At 40.9% G+C, this 19,452-nt stretch carries 13 protein-coding genes and 4 pseudogenes; 7 read left to right on the top strand and 10 right to left on the bottom strand.

Annotated features, from left to right (window positions below):
* Nucleotides 1-47 precede the first annotated feature (47 nt).
* From TT12_RS12435 to rdgB, 5 genes and pseudogenes are all read right to left on the bottom strand, one after another.
* Nucleotides 48-1,058, bottom strand: coding sequence for an SDR family NAD(P)-dependent oxidoreductase (locus tag TT12_RS12435; protein WP_201605137.1), 1,011 nt, complete (start codon nucleotides 1,056-1,058; stop codon nucleotides 48-50).
* A 225-nt stretch (nucleotides 1,059-1,283) separates the two neighbouring features.
* Nucleotides 1,284-2,596 (bottom strand): annotated as a pseudogene (gene clpX, locus TT12_RS12430) (ATP-dependent protease ATP-binding subunit ClpX).
* 115 nt (nucleotides 2,597-2,711) lie between these two features.
* A complete protein-coding gene (gene clpP / locus TT12_RS12425) occupies nucleotides 2,712-3,416 on the bottom strand; it encodes an ATP-dependent Clp endopeptidase proteolytic subunit ClpP (RefSeq protein WP_270896824.1) in 705 nt (234 codons plus the stop codon).
* Nucleotides 3,417-3,903: 487 nt separating this feature from the next.
* Nucleotides 3,904-5,246: pseudogene (gene tig, locus TT12_RS12420) on the bottom strand (trigger factor).
* A gap of 512 nt (nucleotides 5,247-5,758) precedes the next feature.
* Nucleotides 5,759-6,411, bottom strand: a pseudogene (gene rdgB, locus TT12_RS12415) (RdgB/HAM1 family non-canonical purine NTP pyrophosphatase).
* A gap of 556 nt (nucleotides 6,412-6,967) precedes the next feature.
* On the opposite strand from rdgB, the gene sodB reads away from it, so the two are divergent.
* On the top strand, nucleotides 6,968-7,597 hold the full coding sequence (sodB, locus tag TT12_RS12410) for a superoxide dismutase SodB (RefSeq protein WP_045448006.1): 630 nt from the start codon (nucleotides 6,968-6,970) through the stop codon (nucleotides 7,595-7,597).
* An 85-nt stretch (nucleotides 7,598-7,682) separates the two neighbouring features.
* Here sodB and TT12_RS12405 read toward each other — a convergent pair whose 3' ends face one another.
* The 5 genes from TT12_RS12405 to TT12_RS15695 all read right to left on the bottom strand — a co-directional run bounded on the left by TT12_RS12405 (nucleotide 7,683) and on the right by TT12_RS15695 (nucleotide 11,136).
* On the bottom strand, nucleotides 7,683-8,762 hold the full coding sequence (locus tag TT12_RS12405; protein WP_045455302.1) for a GTP pyrophosphokinase: 1,080 nt from the start codon (nucleotides 8,760-8,762) through the stop codon (nucleotides 7,683-7,685).
* 404 nt (nucleotides 8,763-9,166) lie between these two features.
* Nucleotides 9,167-9,361: a DUF72 domain-containing protein gene (locus tag TT12_RS18620; RefSeq protein ID WP_279378899.1), complete on the bottom strand. Its 195-nt coding sequence runs from the start codon at nucleotides 9,359-9,361 to the stop codon at nucleotides 9,167-9,169.
* The gene (locus tag TT12_RS12400) at nucleotides 9,358-9,984 is read right to left on the bottom strand and encodes a DUF72 domain-containing protein (RefSeq protein WP_279378898.1); all 627 of its coding nucleotides are present in this window, start codon (nucleotides 9,982-9,984) and stop codon (nucleotides 9,358-9,360) included. Before TT12_RS12400 ends, TT12_RS18620 begins: the two co-directional genes overlap by 4 nt.
* Before the next feature lie 41 nt (nucleotides 9,985-10,025).
* Complete coding sequence (locus tag TT12_RS12395; protein ID WP_502685186.1) at nucleotides 10,026-10,739, bottom strand: polyprenyl synthetase family protein; 714 nt, start codon at nucleotides 10,737-10,739, stop codon at nucleotides 10,026-10,028.
* 43 nt (nucleotides 10,740-10,782) lie between these two features.
* Complete coding sequence (locus TT12_RS15695; RefSeq protein ID WP_243443681.1) at nucleotides 10,783-11,136, bottom strand: hypothetical protein; 354 nt, start codon at nucleotides 11,134-11,136, stop codon at nucleotides 10,783-10,785.
* A gap of 788 nt (nucleotides 11,137-11,924) precedes the next feature.
* On the opposite strand from TT12_RS15695, the pseudogene fadB reads away from it, so the two are divergent.
* The 6 genes and pseudogenes from fadB (at nucleotide 11,925) to TT12_RS17715 (ending at nucleotide 19,427) form a co-directional block, all read left to right on the top strand.
* Nucleotides 11,925-14,081, top strand: a pseudogene (gene fadB, locus TT12_RS12390) (fatty acid oxidation complex subunit alpha FadB).
* A 259-nt stretch (nucleotides 14,082-14,340) separates the two neighbouring features.
* Nucleotides 14,341-15,513, top strand: a complete 1,173-nt coding sequence (gene fadA / locus TT12_RS12385) for an acetyl-CoA C-acyltransferase FadA (RefSeq protein ID WP_045455299.1) — start codon at nucleotides 14,341-14,343, stop codon at nucleotides 15,511-15,513.
* A gap of 123 nt (nucleotides 15,514-15,636) precedes the next feature.
* The gene (locus TT12_RS12380) at nucleotides 15,637-16,566 is read left to right on the top strand and encodes a hypothetical protein (RefSeq protein WP_045455296.1); all 930 of its coding nucleotides are present in this window, start codon (nucleotides 15,637-15,639) and stop codon (nucleotides 16,564-16,566) included.
* Nucleotides 16,567-16,583: 17 nt separating this feature from the next.
* A complete protein-coding gene (locus TT12_RS12375) occupies nucleotides 16,584-18,248 on the top strand; it encodes a rhomboid family intramembrane serine protease (RefSeq protein ID WP_207804075.1) in 1,665 nt (554 codons plus the stop codon).
* A 249-nt stretch (nucleotides 18,249-18,497) separates the two neighbouring features.
* The gene (locus TT12_RS12370) at nucleotides 18,498-19,073 is read left to right on the top strand and encodes an isochorismatase family protein (protein WP_045447933.1); all 576 of its coding nucleotides are present in this window, start codon (nucleotides 18,498-18,500) and stop codon (nucleotides 19,071-19,073) included.
* A gap of 180 nt (nucleotides 19,074-19,253) precedes the next feature.
* Nucleotides 19,254-19,427: a hypothetical protein gene (locus tag TT12_RS17715; protein WP_243443680.1), complete on the top strand. Its 174-nt coding sequence runs from the start codon at nucleotides 19,254-19,256 to the stop codon at nucleotides 19,425-19,427.
* The last annotated feature ends 25 nt before the right edge of the window (nucleotides 19,428-19,452 follow it).

The following is a 19,452-nucleotide window of genomic DNA, read 5'->3' as shown; positions in this document are numbered from 1 at the left end:
TATCAATATTTAAGCGCTTTTTTGTGGGCATATACTCTTAGAATATATTATTTTGGTGTGCTTGGTTTTTTATGGCGGCGTGGTTTGAGCTTACGAGAGAGCTTATGGACATCGTTCAATATTTGACTGTATGTCGCTGGAAAGACACGCTGTACCGCGTCGATTATTTTGGCATCGTTGCCAATCAGACAGCGCGGTTGATTGGTCGCGGCAGCCTGCAAAATAATCCAAGCGGCATGGCCTGCATCAAATTTCAGGAATTTATTAAAGCTCTGAATGGCTTTGGGGCCAGTACGCATGCCAATATCATTGATACTGTCATTGCCACGGGCACTATTGGCAATATTGGTTTTAATCCCGCCGGGATGGATGCAGGTCGCTGACACACCGCAGCGCTGAATATCTAGCTCTTGACGCAAGCTTTCGGTAAAGCCGCGTACAGCAAATTTACTGGCGTTATACGCAGATTGTGACGGCTGCGCGGTCAAGCCAAACAGGCTTGAGATATTAATGATGTGACCATGCTCGTTAAATTGGCGCGATCTGTTCTTTTTGCTGCCATTTCTCGATTCGCTTTGTTTGACACTATTTTTAATCAATGGCAAAAATGCCTTGGTGCCATAGACCACACCCCAAAAATTGATGTCCATTACCCATTCAAGCTCGCTAATACTACTGCCTTCTACGGTCGAATATAGCGCCACGCCTGCATTATTAAAGATGAAGTTCACTTTGCCATGGTCTGCCATGACGCTATCTGCCCACGCTTCCACGGCTTTATTGTCTGAGACATCAAGTACTGTCATGGTCGCTTTGATATCATAACTGACGAGCAATTCTTTGGTCTGTGCCAGTTGCGCCGCGTTGATATCAGAGAGCGCCACGTGGCAGCCCATCTTTACCAAATGAATAGCCAACTCGCGCCCCATACCAGAGCCAGCACCCGTAATAGCCGCGACATGATTATGATAATAAGGGGTAATATCTTGGTCTATCGTGGTATGAAAAGGCAAGTGTTGACGTAATGAGGTTGCGATAGAAGTAACATTGTTAAGCATGATAAACAGTCCTTTGTTTCATCAGTGATAGGTGTTGGTAGCACATTTACCTTAGCATGCTTTGTGGCTTTAGCTGTGAACGATTGATAGACGCCGCTGTCACTTTACCCATACATTGGCTGTCATAAAAAGATCATAAGTGAGCAGCCATAAAAAAACGTCTAGCATAAGATATGCTAGACGCCTTTACTTCCATGACAGTTTTAATAAAGCTGATAACAACCGCTAAGCATCTATCGCTATTTGCTCTAAGTCGTCGGTAGAAAAGATGATTTCAGGTGTTTTACCTTCATTAATCACTTGCTCATCGACGATGACAGTCTTGGCGTTTTTCATAGAAGGCAACTCGTACATGGTCTCAAGGAGCGCATTTTCAACGATAGAACGCAAACCACGAGCACCAGTCTTACGCGCCATGGCTTTTTTGGCAATCGCATCGAGCGCTTCTTTGGTAAAGCTAATGTCAGCGCCTTCCATATCGAATAGATACTTATATTGCTTAACCAAGGCATTTTTGGTTCCGTTAATATCTGAACCAATGCGTCCTCGTCCAGCTCTGTGAGCGCAGCGAGAACAGGAAGACGACCGATGAGCTCAGGAATAAGACCAAATTTGATCAAATCCTCAGGCTCTACTTGTTGCAGTAATTCTGAGCTGCGTTTGCTATCGTCTTTTGAGCTGACATCCGCATTAAAGCCGATACCGCCTTTTTCTGTACGCTGCTGAATAACCGCATCAAGACCGGCAAACGCCCCGCCGACGATGATTAAGATGTTACTCGTATCAACTTGGATCAGCTCCTGTTGAGGATGCTTACGACCACCATGTGGCGGAATGGCAGCGACCGTACCTTCGATAAGCTTTAGCAACGCTTGCTGTACGCCTTCGCCTGACACATCACGCGTGATAGACGGGTTGTCGCCTTTCTTACTGATTTTATCAATCTCATCGATATAGATGATGCCTTGCTCTGCTTTACTGACATCATAATCTGATGCTTGCAAGAGCTTTTGCACGATGTTTTCGACATCTTCGCCGACATAACCTGCTTCGGTCAAGGTCGTCGCATCGGCCATCGCAAAAGGCACATCCAGTAGACGCGCCAAGGTTTGCGCCAGCAAGGTCTTACCAGAACCCGTTGGGCCAATCAACAAGATATTGCTCTTAGCCAATTCAACCATGGCATCGTCAGCGCCAATCTTCGCTTTTTTGCTGTCATTGGCTAAGGTTTGGCTAACTTTTAGACGCTTATAATGGTTATAGACGGCAACAGCTAGTGCTTTTTTAGCAGCGTCTTGTCCAATGACGTATTCATCAAGCTTGGCACGCAGCTCTTTTGGCGTTGGTAGCTTTTTATTGACCCAAGACGTATCAATGTCGCTGTCATCATCGCCATCTTCAGCGCTATCAGCGATCAAATCGGTACATAGCTCAATACATTCATTACAGATATTGGCATCGTCAGCGGCAATCAGCTGCTGTACATCGCTTTTGGCTTTGCCGCAAAACGAGCAATGCGGGGTGTTATCTTCTGCCATAAAAGGCGCTCCTAAAATTTAAAACTTACAAATATTTTGATTTTTTACATCAAAGCCAAAACGTATAACGCTCAGGCTTTTGATGCCCATCAAAGCTTTTGCTCTTATGCGGTAATTATAAAGAAGTAGGGCGGCGCTCTAATACTTCATCAACCAGACCGTATTCTTTGGCTTCTTTCGCATCTAACCAAAAGTCACGCTCAACGTCTTTTTCAATTTTCTCTAATGGTTGACCAGTACGTTCTGCCAAAATCTCATTTAAACGGGCACGCGTTTTTAGAATTTCACGCGCATTAATTTCGATATCGGTTGCTTGACCTTGCGCGCCGCCTGAAGGCTGATGAATCATGACACGAGCATTGGCAAGAGAGTAACGTTTGCCTTTTTGACCAGCCGCGAGCAAGAACGAGCCCATGCTATAAGCACCGCCCATACAGATGGTTGACACTTCAGGTTTGATGAAGTTCATGGTATCAAAGATTGCCAAGCCTGCACTCACTGAGCCGCCTGGTGAATTGATATACAAGTGAATGTCTTTGTCTGGGTTTTCTGCTTCTAAAAATAGCAACTGTGCAACAATCAGATTGGCCATATGGTCTTCGACTTGACCAGTCAAAAAGATAACGCGCTCACGCAATAGACGCGAGAAAATATCAAACGAGCGTTCACCACGAGAGGATTGTTCAACGACCATTGGCACTAATGCTGCATGCGCAGCTTGAGGGGCGCTTTGGGTATATTGCATGCCTTGTGCGTCATTGTGCGCACTCATCAGCATATCAAAATGTGGGTTGGCAGTGATGCGATCATAATCTGTCATAAAGATGTCCTGTTTATAAGTACATAAAATAAAGGGATTGAAGCGAGCGAGCGGCTACGCTTGTATGGCTGCTCATCATGCTAGATGTTGCCGCTTTTTAATAATATTCGCTGGCTGAAATAATAAGCGCCAGATATCGCTAAAAATAATTGAGCTAATGGTAACTTTTTTATTGAGGCAATAGTAACTTTTTCATGTGAAAAATAATTTTCTATTTATAACATGAGTGCTATTAATAAAATGATTGACTCGCTATTAATAAGGCGTCTGTAACCATTTATCAAGGGGCTTGGTGATAAACTGTCCATAAAGATAGCATATAAATCCCCAATAAAAATGCCCTAACACATATGTTAGAGCATTGCGTTAGAGCATTATGTTAGAGCATTATGTTAGAGCATTATGTTAGAGCATTATGTTAGAGCATGTTTAGATTGAGATTAGCAATTTGCCATTGAATGGCAAATTGCTAAGTTATCTCACTAAATTACATGCCTTGCTGCTGTTGTTGCTGTGCAGCTAATAGGTCTTGGTAGCTAACTTCTTTGTCAGTTACTTTACCTTGCTCGATTAGATAATCAACTACTTGGTCTTCTAGTACCACAGACTCAATGTTCGCGCGCTGCTGCTTGTCATTGGTGTAATACTCGATTACTTCACTTGGATCTTCGTAGTTTTCAGCGGCTTCTTTGATGAACGTTTCAACGCGTTCTTGATCGACTTCTAAGCCTTTGGTATCGATAACGCGAGCAACGATGATGCCAAGACGGGCAGCACGTAGCGCTTGCTCTTCAAATAGCTCATTTGGTAGCATGTCTTTATCGAAGCTATCAGCATTGGCACCGAACTGCTGAGAAAAACGTTGCATCATCATGTTGCGCTGACGCTCAATTTCTTGCTCTAGCATGGCGTTTGGTACGTCAAACTCGTTCTTTTCTAACAATGCGTCAAAAGTCGCTTGCTTAACTTGGCTACGCGCAGCGTTTTTGATTTCGCGTTCCATGTTTTTGCGTACATCTTCTTTCAGCTTCTCAACGCCGCCTTCTTTTACACCGAATAGCTCAAGGAACGCATCGTCGATTTCAGGTAGCTTAGATTTTTCAACCAATTTTACGTTGATTTTGAACTGTGCTTCTTTGCCAGCTAGGTTCTCAGCTTGATAATCTTCTGGGAAAGTCACGTCGATAACTTTCTCTTCGCCAGCTTTCATACCTTTGATACCCGCTTCAAAACCAGGAATCATCTGGTTGCTACCGATAACCAGTTTAAAGTCTTCAGCAGAACCGCCTTCGAATTTTTCGCCATCGATAGAGCCTTCAAAGTCAAAAGTTACTTGATTGCCTTTGTCCGCTTTACCTTTTTTCTCAACGAATTCCTCACGTTGCTTTTGAAGGTTTTCGATCATAGTGTCGACGTCTTCTTCGCTTACTTTAGCCGTGTGACGCTCAACTTCGATCTCATCGATACCTTGTACGTCTACTTCTGGGAAGATTTCAACAGTGGCTTGATAAACCAAGAAATCATCTTCAAGTTTTACGTCGTCGATGTTAGGCATGCCAACGCGCGGATGTCTTCAGATTTGATCGCTTCAAAAACGGTATCACGGATCACATCGTTGATGACTTCTTGTTGAATGCCAGCACCGTACTGTGAACGGATATGTGACATAGGGACGTTACCTTTACGGAAACCGTCAATCTTGGCAGTTTTCGCAACTTGGCGAATACGACCTTCGACTTTGTTTTGAATTTTTTCGACAGGTACTTTAACTGTCAATTGGGTTTCTTTATTAGATAGCTTGTTGGTTGTGACTTGTAAATCTGTAGCCATGTTAATTACACCTTTAGGATTAAATAGTACGTTTGATTAAATAGTACTTAGGGTTAAATGGTAATAGACAAACCGTGCCTCAAATTACGGGCGTGTACCATGGGTTGCCGTTGGAATAAATAGGGGATAGCGATAGCGCGCAATGTCAAAGTCAGTACCTTGAGCAATCGCCTTTGGTCATCACTGGCGCTGACTGATACTAAAATGTGGAACGGTTATCTTAGTAATAGGCGCTATCAGATATCAATCATAAACCGTTAATGCACCGCATAATAACGCTTTTTGGTGAATTATACAGACAAATAACGGCTTTCAACAAAATTTTAAAAGTAGAACAGTATAATCTATCTGTTTATTAAAGTAAAAATTATCTCTTTATCGTCCATTCCCTTTGAATCTGCTACATCGTCAATCTCGCTTAAACTACGATTTGTATCTCTGCGCTAGATTTTCTTGTATAAGCATTAATAACTAAAGGAGTAAATTGAATCGACTATAGGTTTTAAGGTTATCTACAACGGCAACTGCGCCAATAATTGCTGAATCGCCTGACCACGATGACTGATGTGGTTTTTATCAGCAGCACTTAAGCTCGCGGCGCTAGCTTGTAACTCTGGCAACCAAAACAGCGGATCGTAACCAAAACCGCCGTCACCATGCGCTGTCTCTAAAATCTCACCCTGCCACAGACCTTGCGCGATAATCGGTAGCGGATCATCAGCATGGCGCACCATCGCCAGTACGCAAACAAATAACCCTTTAATAGGCTCGTTAGCTTGCGCATCACGGATAGGCTGCAAGTCAGCGATGAGCTTGGCGTTGTTTTTACTATCGTTACCATGCTCACCAGCATAGCGAGCGGAGTAAATCCCCGGTGCATTACCTAATACTGGCACACATAGTCCTGAATCATCAGCAATCGCAGGCATTCCGCTGATACGGCTGGCATGACGCGCTTTAATAATAGCGTTTTCTACGAAGCTTAGCCCGTCTTCGATGGCGTCGTCAATATTGAGCTGACCCTGCGGATGATTGTCACATCCAAATCTGCCTCGGCAAACAGCCTTTTAAACTCAGCCAGTTTGCCTTTATTATTACTGGCGAGCACCCATTTATTATCAGGGGTCGATTGGGTGAAGGATCGTGAGGTATTCGTGGTGCTCATAGGGTCATTCCGTTATGTCATTATTAAGAATATGGTTAGTGAAAGTATCATTATTGAAAGTATGATCGGTTTTTAAATTATATCGGTATCTTAATGCCAATTTCATCAGTTTATCAGTCAGCTAAGTGCTAGTACGATTGGCATGGCAAGGCATTCTGCGCTTAGTCTATAGACAACCAAAGGCTATACTAACAGTGTTATCCATAACATTTGGTAACTGATATTTGTCGCCACTGTTGCTATAATAGCCGCCAAGCTACCGTGAATGATATCTTATGGCTTGTGAATATTAAGTTAATAAATGCTTATGAAATCAAGTATTTGGTTTTTGAGCAAACAGTAACAAAAGTAAGTTAATTTTGGATTCATAATAATACGTGATACTGTGTTAAACAATAAATGGTATTAAGCAATAACATTCATTTCAAACAATAAACTCAGCCAATTTAGTCCGTTATTTTATCGTGTTTTTTATCATGTAAAAATAGCGTAAAATTCAGTTTCTATAATGAGCTTTTATCAAATGACGGCTAAAAACAGCAAGGATAAAATAACTATGTCAAACATTACTTTACCAGAGCTACCATACGCAAAAGACGCACTAGAGCCACATATCAGTGCCGAGACGCTAGAGTATCATCATGACAAGCATCACAATGCCTACGTGACTAAGCTTAACGAATTGCTACCAGGTTCTGGTCTAGAAGACAAAACATTGCCAGAAATCATCGTAGCGACTGCTAAAGATGACAGCAAGCAAGGTATGTTTAACCAAGCAGCCCAAGTATGGAATCACACGTTCTATTGGAACTGCATGACGCCAACCAATGGTGGCGGCGAACCTACTGGCGATCTAAAAGCTAAAATCGAAGAAGACTTCGGTAGCTATGATAAGTTCCGTGAAGAGTTCAAAAACGCAGCATTGACTCAGTTCGGTTCAGGTTGGGCGTGGCTAGTCGCTGATAAAGTCGGTGGCAAACTGTCTATCGCCAAAACCGCTAACGCTGACACGCCACTTGCACATGACCAAATCGCGGTATTGACTTGTGATGTATGGGAACATGCTTACTACATCGATTATCGTAACCGTCGTCCTGATTATGTCGACACGTTCCTAGACAAGCTAGTGAACTGGGACTACGCAAACGCAAAATATAAAGGTCAAGATGCTGGCGTTGAAGAGTAATCTTTAAGACGTAAGGTTTTGATTTGAAAAAAGGACGCTGAGAGGCGTCCTTTTTTTTTGGTTTGAAATATAGAATATACTATATCTAGCTGTTTTTCATTAGCCATTGATCGAAAGCTTCTTTTGAAACTTTTGTTAGAAAAGAAGAATATTTTTCTTTGTTATGGAGATATAAACAGTGTCTAATTATAGTGAAGGGATTTAATTTTTCATTAGATTCAGAGGCTTTTTCAAAAAATGATTTATACTGTTTCACTTTACTTATATTGTCTTTCATGTACTCATTAAAATCAGACCGAGTTATGTTTGGATCTACTGCAACTATTTCTTGCGTAAAGCCATCTACTTTATAGTCTTCAAAATCATAGTCTTTAAAAAAATGTTTTACTATTTTTAAGAACCCGAATGCATTCAATCGTCCATTGCTACTGCTTTTTGTATTCTCAGTTGGTCCAGTAGATCCATTCTTTGTAGTTTCACTAACTTCAATCTCCTCTCTTTCGACTTTTGCAATTTCTTCTTCAGTTGCTAACTTTATTTCTTTAAACTCTCTATCAGCTAGTTCGAATAGTGCGGCTAAAGTATTGATTCTTCGCTTAAGTGAGCTTGGAATGCTTTTTTTATACTTAATCTTATGATCTAAAACACTCCATGAATCTTGAGTGATTGTTCTAATTTGAATTTCAAAATTAAAATTAGTAAATTTTTTATATTCAGGTAGTTCTCGTCTTTGCTCTCCAATTTTTAAATCTAAATGTAGACCTTTATAGCCAAAAGAATCTTCAGTGCTTTCAACTTGAGATATTTTATCTGTTTCATCTATTATAGAAAAATGGTCTGCTAGTATGTTTTTTATTTTTTCAATATCATCTTCATATAAGCACACTACTCTAATGCCAATTAAGTCCGTAATTTTATCTTTAATTATATAGTCAGTAGAAGATGACTCAAGTTTTTTACGATATTTGACATTAAATTTTCTTATACATTCTTCTTTATCTTTTAATCTGCTTTCTATTCTTGAAATAGGTATATCTTCAGAGAAATTAATTAAGGTGCTTATCAGAGTTTTAAAAGAATCTGTTGCTCCTTCCAATAATTTAATATTACTTGAATAATAGTCTCTAAAATCATTTTTTTCTTTCTCAAAATCTAAAGAAGGCATGTAAATTTCCTATAATTACTGGGAAGAGATAGTATATTTAGTTTAGTGATATAACTGCTTATTTAGAACAAGGGATATGTAAAATTTTAGATAAATGAAGAATAGATCTCTTGTATAAGTCATTGCTAGCCCTTGTAACTCCGTCAGTGGAAGTCAATGAACTGGTACTTTTTCAAGAGGTCTAGTATATGCGCACTATAGTATTACGAAATCTAATAATCAAGTGAAAGATAAACAATGTTTTAGTTATATTAGAGTGCATTTCATACACACTCCATAAAAGTAAATATTTAGGTAGAGTTTATATACGTGAATATGTTTTTGTCATTAATACAAGTTAATTTTGTAAAATTTATCAGTATGTAAGAAGCATTCTACGCTGACAGACAGTTTCGCTATCCACTCTACAAAACCTCAAACCCAAACTTACCCAACGCTTCCCTCAACATCGCAATATTATAATACGCATGTGCTTTGGTAGTATTTTGAAAGAAGATATATAACGTATCAAAATGCTGACGCTGATTGGCAATCGCTTGCGCCCAATCGTTCATCTCTGCTTCACTATAGCGATAATCATGACGATCGGCAGCGCTCATCGCATCCCACCAGTTAGATTATTACCATGCATACGCAGGTAACCAGTTCGCTCGGTAAATATCAATCGTGATGGCGGCAGACCGCTGACCTTGGGATAATCGACGCTACACCAAATCAAACCTTGCTTGACGAAGCTATCGACCACTTGCGGGGTATGCCAGCCGTTATGACGAAACTCGACCGCTAATGGATAATCTTGAAACCAGCTGACGAGATTTGCCAGATAGAGTCGATGCTCACGAGTACGATCAAAGCCATGTGGGAATTGGAGTAATAGTGGTGCTAGAGCATTGGCTTCGATAAGGGGCGTGAGGGCAGTAAGAAAAGCTTGTGCGTGATCGCTCGTGCCTTTACGCACATGAGTAAAGTCTTGATGCAGTTTGACCGCGAACTTCAACTCACTGTCTGCTTGCACATAGGCTTTATCGACCATGCCTGCAAAGGCTTTCTGTCCGATAGGCGCGTAAAAGGTGCTATTAATCTCAACTGTGCCGTATTGCTTGGCGTACTCGCGTAAGAAGTCCGTTTTCTTTGTGCCAGTTGGATACAGCGTACCAAGCAAGTCGGTATCGCTATAGCCACCAGTGCCAAGATAAATACGCGGGATAGGGTTACTGTCCATGTTGACCACTCATTACCGTTCTTTGATGGTTAAATTTTTGGCTATTTTTTACGTGCCCATAGCCATTCTATTAATGCCAGTAAAGCATCGTTGTTTGCGTCATTGCCAAGCTCGCTACTGCTTGATTCATAAAGACTCAGTTCACGAATGATGGCTGCACGTCCGTCATTAAATAGCGATTGCGCATAGCTGGTCGCGTCTTCGACACCCATCAATTTCACATAGGTAGATTTGTCTAATTTTTCATCGCTGCCAGCAGGTTTGCCAAGGGTATCGGTGCTGGTGGTCACGTCTAAAATATCGTCCTGAACCTGAAAAGCCAGACCAATATGCTGGGCGCACTCTTGTAATGCCATACGCTGTGGAGCGGTCGCACCAGCACAGATACCGCCCATAAGCATAGCGGCTTCAATCAATGCGCCTGTTTTATCACGGTGGATAGCTTCTAGATCGCTTTGTGAAATATTAGCACTAGCCTCAGCGTTCAAGTCAAGCATTTGACCAGAAACCATACGCCGTGCACGTGGCGCAAATATTGCGATAAGCTGGCTGGCGATAGCTGAATTATAAGGCGCAAAGGTTGGCAGCTCTGCGGTCAATACTTCAAAGGCTAATGTTTGCAATACGTCGCCAGCGAGCAGGGCAGTTGATTCTTCAAAGACGATATGCGCCGTTGGCTGACCACGGCGCAGCTCATCATCGTCCATACATGGCAAGTCATCATGTACCAATGAATAAGTATGCAGCAGCTCCACCGCCAATGCCGCACGCGCGCCATATCATAATCGGAGTCGTTTTCTAATAGCGACGCCAAATCGCTATTTTGCTTGGCTTTTTTATTAGTGCTTTTATCGACATATTCATCAGCCTATTAAAGTCGTCGTTAGCATTGCTTTGATTAACACTGTCAAAAGCACTGGCAACCAATAGTGGACGCACCAATTTACCTTGACCGGTCATCACATAACGACAGGCATCAAGCAACGGGCTTGGCAGGTTGGCATAAGCAAACAGCACGTCGATATCTTGTGCAAGTTGCGCCCGCACGGCGCTATGAAATTGCTCGGTGTTGTTATTAAAGCTAGTAAAAGATACAAGTCTTGAAGGCATAAGGCTTTCAGGTATAAAGCTTGGAGTAGAAGAAACAGTCATAACCCAACCATTTATCAGGTGAATAATAAAAATATCGCTAGTTTAGCATGATAGATTATATAGCTTATGGGGTGAGCATCATCAATGCCATATTTTTGGCAGCTTACTGTTAAAAATTCGATTAAGCACACCGAAATAATGCAACAAGCCCTCGTTACGTATTGGTGATTTAACTTAGTCAGTGGATATGTTTTGATAAAGAATCAAGTTAAGCGTGTGATGTCATGTGACGATAAGCATCTGTCATTATAATCTTTAAAAGACGAATTTTTAGTATACAATTTCAGTATACAAACCGTCACTTAAAGCACATTACTAGTCAGGTAAAGGGCTGCTGCTGATTTAAGAGTGACTTGTGAGTATGGTATTAGCTTGTGACAGTTAGGGGCATAATCCCCTACACTAATTGGCGTAAAAATGATCTGATGATTCAGGGCAGAAGGTTTGCGTGCTTATTTCAGCGAAAAATTTGCTCAACTCTCAGTCCATATTTTTAATGTTAGTATGTTCAATATCAGTACTGGTCACAATATATATAAATGAAGCGCCGTATTCACTTGTGCTAACGCAGTAATATTAAGCATAAAAAATGAATATATAACCATGAGCGCTGGATAATAAAGACATCTTCACTGCTTACTCTATACTGACTTTATAACACAGTATATTGGCAGTGTTATTACTCGTTTTACTAACAATAACTGGCTATGACCTTTAATTTTAAAACTTTTAATTTTAAAACTTTTAATTTTAAAACGTAGCTTTCGTTATATAGCAAGGAGTTCCAAATGGTATACCAAGGAAATCGCATCACGGTGACAATGCTAGAGGATGGCATCGCAACATGCAGTACAACGCCGAAAATGAGAGCGTGAACAAGTTTGATGCTGAAACCAATAAGCAATTTGGTGAAGCCGTTACTGCTTTAGAAAAAGCCGATGACGTTAAGGGTTTAATTGTTACTTCGAGCAAAGGCGTGTTTATTGCTGGTGCTGACATTACAGAATTTGTGGCGTCTTTTAAACAGCCAGAAGAAGAGATTAAAGATTGGGTTATTAATATTAATGACGCCTTTAATCGCTTTGAAGACCTGCCTTTCCCGAAAGTAGCGGCCATCAATGGCGCGGCGCTTGGCGGTGGTTGTGAGATGACCTTGGTTTGTGAATATCGCGTCATGAGCGACAAAGCATCATCGGTCTACCAGAAACCCAACTGGGTATCTTCCCAGGTTTTGGTGGTACGGTTCGTAGTACGCGTGTCATCGGTATCGATAATGCGCTTGAGTTGATTGCGACTGGTACACCAAAGAAACCACTTGATGCCCTAAAACTAGGCTTGGTTGATGCGACTGTTGCTGCTGATGATTTGCAAGATGCTGCTATTGATTTGGTCAAAAAATGTATCTCAGGTGAGCTTGATTGGAAAGCGAAGCGTGAAGAGAAACTCGTTCCTGTTAAATTAAATCAGCTTGAGCAAGCGATGGCGTTTAACAGTGCCAAAGGTATGATCTTTGCTAAAGCCAATCCTAAGCAATATCCTGCGCCAGCACTGGCTATCGCTGCGATGGAAAAACACGTTAACTTACCACGTGATAAAGCGATTGAAGTAGAAGCCGCTGGTTTTGCAAAAGCGGCGAAAACCCCACAAGCAGAAAGCTTGGTTGGTTTGTTCTTAAGCGATCAGTTGGTTAAAAAATTAGCCAAGCAGCATAGCAAAAAAGCGCATGAAATCAATGAAGCGGCAGTACTAGGCGCTGGTATCATGGGTGGCGGTATCGCTTATCAAGCAGCCAGCAAAGGCTTGCCAATCATCATGAAAGACATCAAGTCTGAGCAATTAGACCTTGGTATGGGCGAAGCCAGCAAGTTACTTGGCAAAATGGTCGATCGCGGCAAAATGACCCCAACTAAAATGGGTGAAACCTTAAGCCGTATCCGTCCTACTTTGAATTATGGTGATTTTGCTGAGACTGATATCGTTATCGAAGCAGTCGTAGAAAATCCAAACGTGAAGCGTGCGGTATTAAAAGAAGTGGAAGGCTTGGTAAAAGACGACTGTATCCTAGCGTCAAACACGTCGACTATCTCTATTACATTCTTGGCTGAAGCACTTGAGCGTCCAGAAAACTTCGTTGGTATGCATTTCTTTAACCCAGTACACCGTATGCCATTGGTAGAAGTTATCCGCGGTGAGAAATCATCTGAAGAGGCGATTGCAACCACCGTTGCGCTAGCCTCTAAAATGGGCAAAGTGCCAGTTGTGGTTAATGACTGCCCAGGTTTCTTAGTGAACCGTGTGTTGTTCCCATACTTTGGTGCATTTGACTTGTTGCTTAAGCAAGGTGCTGACTTTGCTCATGTCGATAAAGTCATGGAAAAATTCGGCTGGCCGATGGGTCCTGCTTATCTAATCGATGTGGTTGGTTTGGATACTGGTGTCCATGGCGCTGAAGTCATGGCAGAGGGTTTCCCTGACCGCATGAAGCCTGATTATAAAGGCGCTATTGAGCTTTTATATGAAAACAAACGCCTAGGTCAGAAAAACGGCGTTGGTTTCTACAAGTATGAAATGGACAAGCGCGGTAAGCCAAAGAAAGTTGCTGATGAAGCCACTTATGAGCTATTAAAAACCACCACTGATAGCGACAAACAAACGTTTGAAGATCAAGCAATTATTGACCGCACTATGCTGGCTTTCTGCAATGAAACTGTACGCTGCTAGAAGACAACATTGTCAGCACGCCATCTGAAGCCGATATGGCGATGATTATGGGTGTTGGTTTCCCGCCATTCCGCGGTGGTCCTTGCCGTTATATCGACCAAATGGGTCTAGATAACTACTTGGCTCTGTGTGAAAAATACGCATACCTTGGCAAAGCTTATGAAGCCCCGCAAAAGATTCGCGACATGGCAACAGCAGGCGAGACCTTTTACGCCACCGCGTAATAGGCAGTCATTACTAGGATGAAGTGCCGTACGTGTGCTGTTTGAGGGTGAGAGCTATTAATCTATTTATATTTAATGGCACTATTTTTTAATAACAAATCTTTAATAGCACACGTACGATTATAGTTAGTTTTATTTAATGCTAGTACAAGGAAATCGAGCGCAGAGGTACGTATTGTACTTCAAGTGAGATTGACGAAGTAATAGCATTGAAATGGGCTGACTACACTGACAATAAAAATTGAAAAGGAAGTATAGTATGACAATTTTAAGTCCAAAAGACGTGGTCATCGTAGATGGCGTACGCTCAGCGATGGGTAAAACCAAAAACGGTATGTTCCGTCATGTCCGCGCTGATAGCATGTCTGCTGAATTGGTTCGTGCATTGGTTGAACGTAATGACTTTGACCCACGTGACGTCGAAGACATCATTTGGGGCTGTGTCAATCAGACCTTAGAGCAAGGCTTGAACATCGGTCGTAACATCGGTCTGCTAGCGGGTATTCCAAAAACTGCTGGTGGCCAAACAGTCAACCGTCTGTGTGGTTCTTCTATGCAGGCGCTACATACTGCTGCGGCTCAGATCATGACCAACCAAGGTGATGTGTTCATCATCGGTGGTGTTGAGCATATGGGTCACGTCGGCATGATGCATGGCGTTGATCTTAACCCTGAAGCGTCAAAGCACTATGCCAAAGCGTCAAACATGATGGGCTTAACTGCTGAAATGCTTGGTCGCATGAATAATATCACTCGTGAAGAGCAAGATGCCTTTGGTCTTGAGTCGCATCGCCGTGCATGGGCTGCGACCACCGAAGGTCGTTTTGACAATGAAATCATCGGTATCGAAGGTCATGACGAAGCGGGTCGCTTGCAACTATGTACTGTTGATGAAGTGATTCGCCCTGATGCCACGATGGAGCAAATGCAAAAACTACGTCCAGCCTTTGATCCAGTAGGTGGTACAGTGACTGCTGCTACCTCATCTGCATTATCTGATGGTGCATCAGCGATGCTGATCATGAGCGCGCAAAAAGCTAAAGAGCTAGGTCTAAAGCCACGTGCTCGTATCCGTAGCATGGCAGTCGCTGGTTGTGATGCGGCTATCATGGGTTACGGTCCAGTACCTGCCACGCAAAAAGCACTTAAACGTGCTGGCATGAGCATCGATGATATGCAAACCATCGAGCTAAACGAAGCCTTTGCAGCGCAGGGCTTATCAGTACTTAAAGCCTTGAACTTGACGGATAAGCAAGACATCGTCAATATCAATGGTGGCGCAATTGCTTTAGGTCATCCACTAGGGTGTTCAGGTGCTCGTATCACGGTTACTTTGCTAAATGCCATGGAGCAATCAGATACTGAAATCGGTCTAGCGACCATGTGTATCGGTCTTGGTCAAGGTATCGCGACTATTATTGAGCGTGTTTAAGTTTCAGCTAAGCTAATATTTGTTGATTAATATGTTTTAATATCTTGTAAGATGAGCGCCTCTAACTTAATGTTGGAGGCGCTTTTTTTGGTTTAAGTCATAGTAATGAAAGGTAGAGTATAAATGGCACATCAGAAATCATTAGATAAGAGGAGCTTAGATTTAGAGGCGTTTAAGTTAAAAATGCGTTATATCTTTCTTCCTTTTTTAGGTTTTAGTATTGGCGCCATTTTATTCTACAACATCATAAGATGGATATTGGACATCTGTCTAGGGATATGGCCTCTAAAAGATACGGTCTGGAACTTAATTATTCCAATAATTATCAGTGTTACTTTAGTGCTTGTCATAATGCGATCAAGGATTAGACTGCTACGATTTGAATTATTTGATGATAATAGCGCTAATGTATTTTACTTGGTGATGATACTTGCTTTATTTCCGCCTATATCAATCAGTCAAGCTTACTTATATGAAGCAGCATATGACATTATTGATATAAGTAATATAAGTGATATTAAATTATATCCAAAACAAAAATACTTCCAATTTGATAATAAAAGTATTGAGAAACAAGGGGTTGTTTCTTACTTCAATACTAGGGAGATGGGGAAATCTAGACAAGAGTTAAAAATATACTTATATTTTGCCACTCCTTTTTATGGAGATAAAGATATCTGGTGGGGACAGGCTTTTACTAAGGTTATTGATAATGATCTTGAAGAAAAAGAGAAAGTTCAACAAATAGAAAATTTTAAAAGGATTTCTAGACAACAATATGCAAATGAAGAGATATCTACTGCTGATTATTTTGAAAAATTGCAAAACTCAGATACTAAGTATGGTTATTTAGAAGCGATTAGATTGTCAGGTCAGCAACATATTAATGACCCAATAATACTTGTATCTCAGTTGAGCACACTTAACGAAAAAGCAGATAAAGAGTTAGCAAAATTCTTTAGATTTTTTATCATTGGCATGTTTATTTGCTTACTATTAGTCTTAAAAGCAACGATTGATAAAAAAGCATTTCAACAGTTTAAGTTACGCTAGATTTGTGGTGATAGGGCATGGATAATAATAAGCAAAGCCAGTATAGGTATAAAGATAAAAATAGAAGCAGAAACAAAAAAAGAGTAAGCAAAAGGGATAAAAAGAAGCGAACACAAAACCTAAGCGCTAAAGAATCGATCATAATAAAACTAAAGCAAGTATTCTTGCCATATTTAGGTCTTAGTGTCCTGACCATTCTGCTTTTTGGGGCTTTACGCTGGTTGCTTGATATTTATCTAGATATTCTACCTTTAAAGGAAGGCTATTGGGATTTTGGTATTCCTTTTCTGTTATCTGTTTTAGTCGTTAGTATTTGGATGTGGCCGAGGTATGAGCTTTTAACCTTAAAATGGGTTAAGCGCAGTAGTTCAGGCTACTTTTTTATAACGATGGTTCTAGCATTAGTGATACCGCTCGTTCTCAGCCAAAACTATTTGTCCAAAGCGGCTTATGAGGTCATTGAAGTAAATAGCTTGAATGATATTCGTCATTATCCAAAGCAAAAGTATTTCAGAGTAAATGATTTTGAGCCACTCAAATTAGAGAGCGTTTCTTTTATAGAAACACAAGTAATCAGTGGACGAAATTTTGACTCAACATTGCATATTGATTATTACATTGCGACGCCATTTATAGCCGCTGAGAATATTTGGCTAGGTTCTAGCTACCACACGAAATACGATAATCGTGCAGACCAAAGTATTAAAGACAGTCAATATTCAGCATTTATTAACGACTCGCGCCATAAGTACGAAGCCAACGACCTCTCTACTATCAGCTACTTTAAGAAACTTAAATCATCAAATAGCAGAAATGCTTACTTACACACGATTTCTACGGCTAATAGGCAATCTAATTTGCCACCCTTGATATTGAAGCCAGAAACAGGATTACTTGCTGATAGCTTAGATCGTGATTTTGTTTGGGGATTTGGTTCTTTTTTTATTGGTATGGTGCTGTGCTTGTTGCTAGTTCTCGCAGCAGAGTTTGATAGTCAAGAAAAGAAAAGTACGCAAAAACATATACAAAAGCGAAAACATATACAAAAGCCTGTAAAAAAACGAGCACCAGTCAGTGATGTATCAAAAAGTCTAGTAGTTTGGTTTAGAAATAATAAAGAGCGACCTGCGACGTTGGTGTTAATACTGACCTGTATAGGTGCATTTATACTGACCGTATTCATGGGTATGGATATCATTGATCCTTTATCTAGACAGGTAAATAGTGTAGGTGGGTTGACGATGGACGCGCTGCAAGCTGGTAAGTATTGGCGGGTAGTGACATCGCTTTTTGTACATGTAGGAATTATGCATTTAGTAATGAGTCTGGGGATGCTTTTTGCTACAGGTTATATTTTGGAAAAAGTATTGGGTCCTATACGTTTTACGATTGCCTTTTTTATATGTGGTATTTTCGCTAATGTTTTAGGGGTGCTATATTTTGATATGGACATGGCAGGTGTTTGGGGTGCTACATTTGGCTTGTTTGGTATCGCGATACCGTTGGTGGCCTTTAAGATTTTTAATAAAAAATATCGAGAGCTATTCGGCGGTACTATCGCTGCGATATTAATCATTACTTTAACCAGCATGTTCTTTGCATTTATAAACACGCTCAGTTATATGGTGTATTATCTTTTAACCTTATGTTTGGCGTTGCTTTCGGTGTGGGCATGGTCATGACTCAAAAACAGTCTTTATTACGTAATGCTAGGCGTCATAATATATAGTTATTGGCTATTCATAATCAAAAACCTATGCTAAGCAGTATTAATCAAACGTGATGAATTGTTATTAATCATTATTAGAGACTATCTCCATTGACGCCCTCAGCAAACTATGACTAAATAAGAGTAAGGCTAATAAAGACAATATCAATGATAAAACTAACATAGCCTTTAACAATAAAGTCAGCCGTACAAGGAGTGTGCCATGTCTACTATGATTACCGACCGTACCTATCGAATTGCTCGCGAAAATACCCAAGCGATGATAATCGATGTTCAAGAACGCTTAACACCGCATATTTATGACCATGAAAACATCGTCAAAAAAACAGTGACGCTTATTAAAGGTTTACAAGCACTGAATATCCCTATCATGCTCAATGAACAGTATAAAAAAGGGCTCGGCGATACGCTACCTGAAATACGCGAGGTGTTAGAAGGCGATAACGCTAAAAGCTTTGAAAAGGTCACCTTTAGCGCTTGTGATAATGATGATTCGTGGCATTATTTAGCGCAGCAAAATCGAAGTATTGTTTTGCTATTTGGCGTAGAGACACATGTCTGTGTACTACAAACAGCGCTTGATTTGCTAGATAATGGTATGCAGCCGGTTATTATTGGTGATGCGGTCGGTTCGCGTTTTCCATATGATAAAAAGCAAGCAATACGCCGTATTCGCCGTGCTGGTGGCGTGATTACCACGGTTGAAACCATTCTGTTTGAGCTTTGCCGTAGTAGTCAAGACCCTGCTTTTAAAACCATCAGCAACTTGATTAAATAGTTCTTTTATTCAAGATAGAACCGATAGCGCTTACTCACATAAGCGCTATTTTTTATAGTGGTGTTCATTAGCTATAGGTTGGCATGCTCTTTTATAGCGCTCATAAAATGTATAATACTTGCTTATGCGTAAAGGTAAAATGAAGCGCTATATATTCGTAGAAAAATTAAGAGAAAATTTATGCCATCAACAAAACCCCTTTTATTAACCAACCCAACGCTTGCCTCAAACATTGATATAGATCATGTCACTCATTTCTTATTAGAGCTTGATGCGCTTAAACGTATCAATCGTCGTAGCTATGTGACGCACACCACGCGCAAAGAAAACTCTGCCGAACACTCATGCATTTAGCCATGGCGTGCTGGTCTATCGCTGA

The organism is Psychrobacter sp. JCM 18903, assembly GCF_000586475.1.
Classification (GTDB): domain Bacteria; phylum Pseudomonadota; class Gammaproteobacteria; order Pseudomonadales; family Moraxellaceae; genus Psychrobacter.
This window is presented reverse-complemented; position numbering and strand designations above follow the sequence as displayed.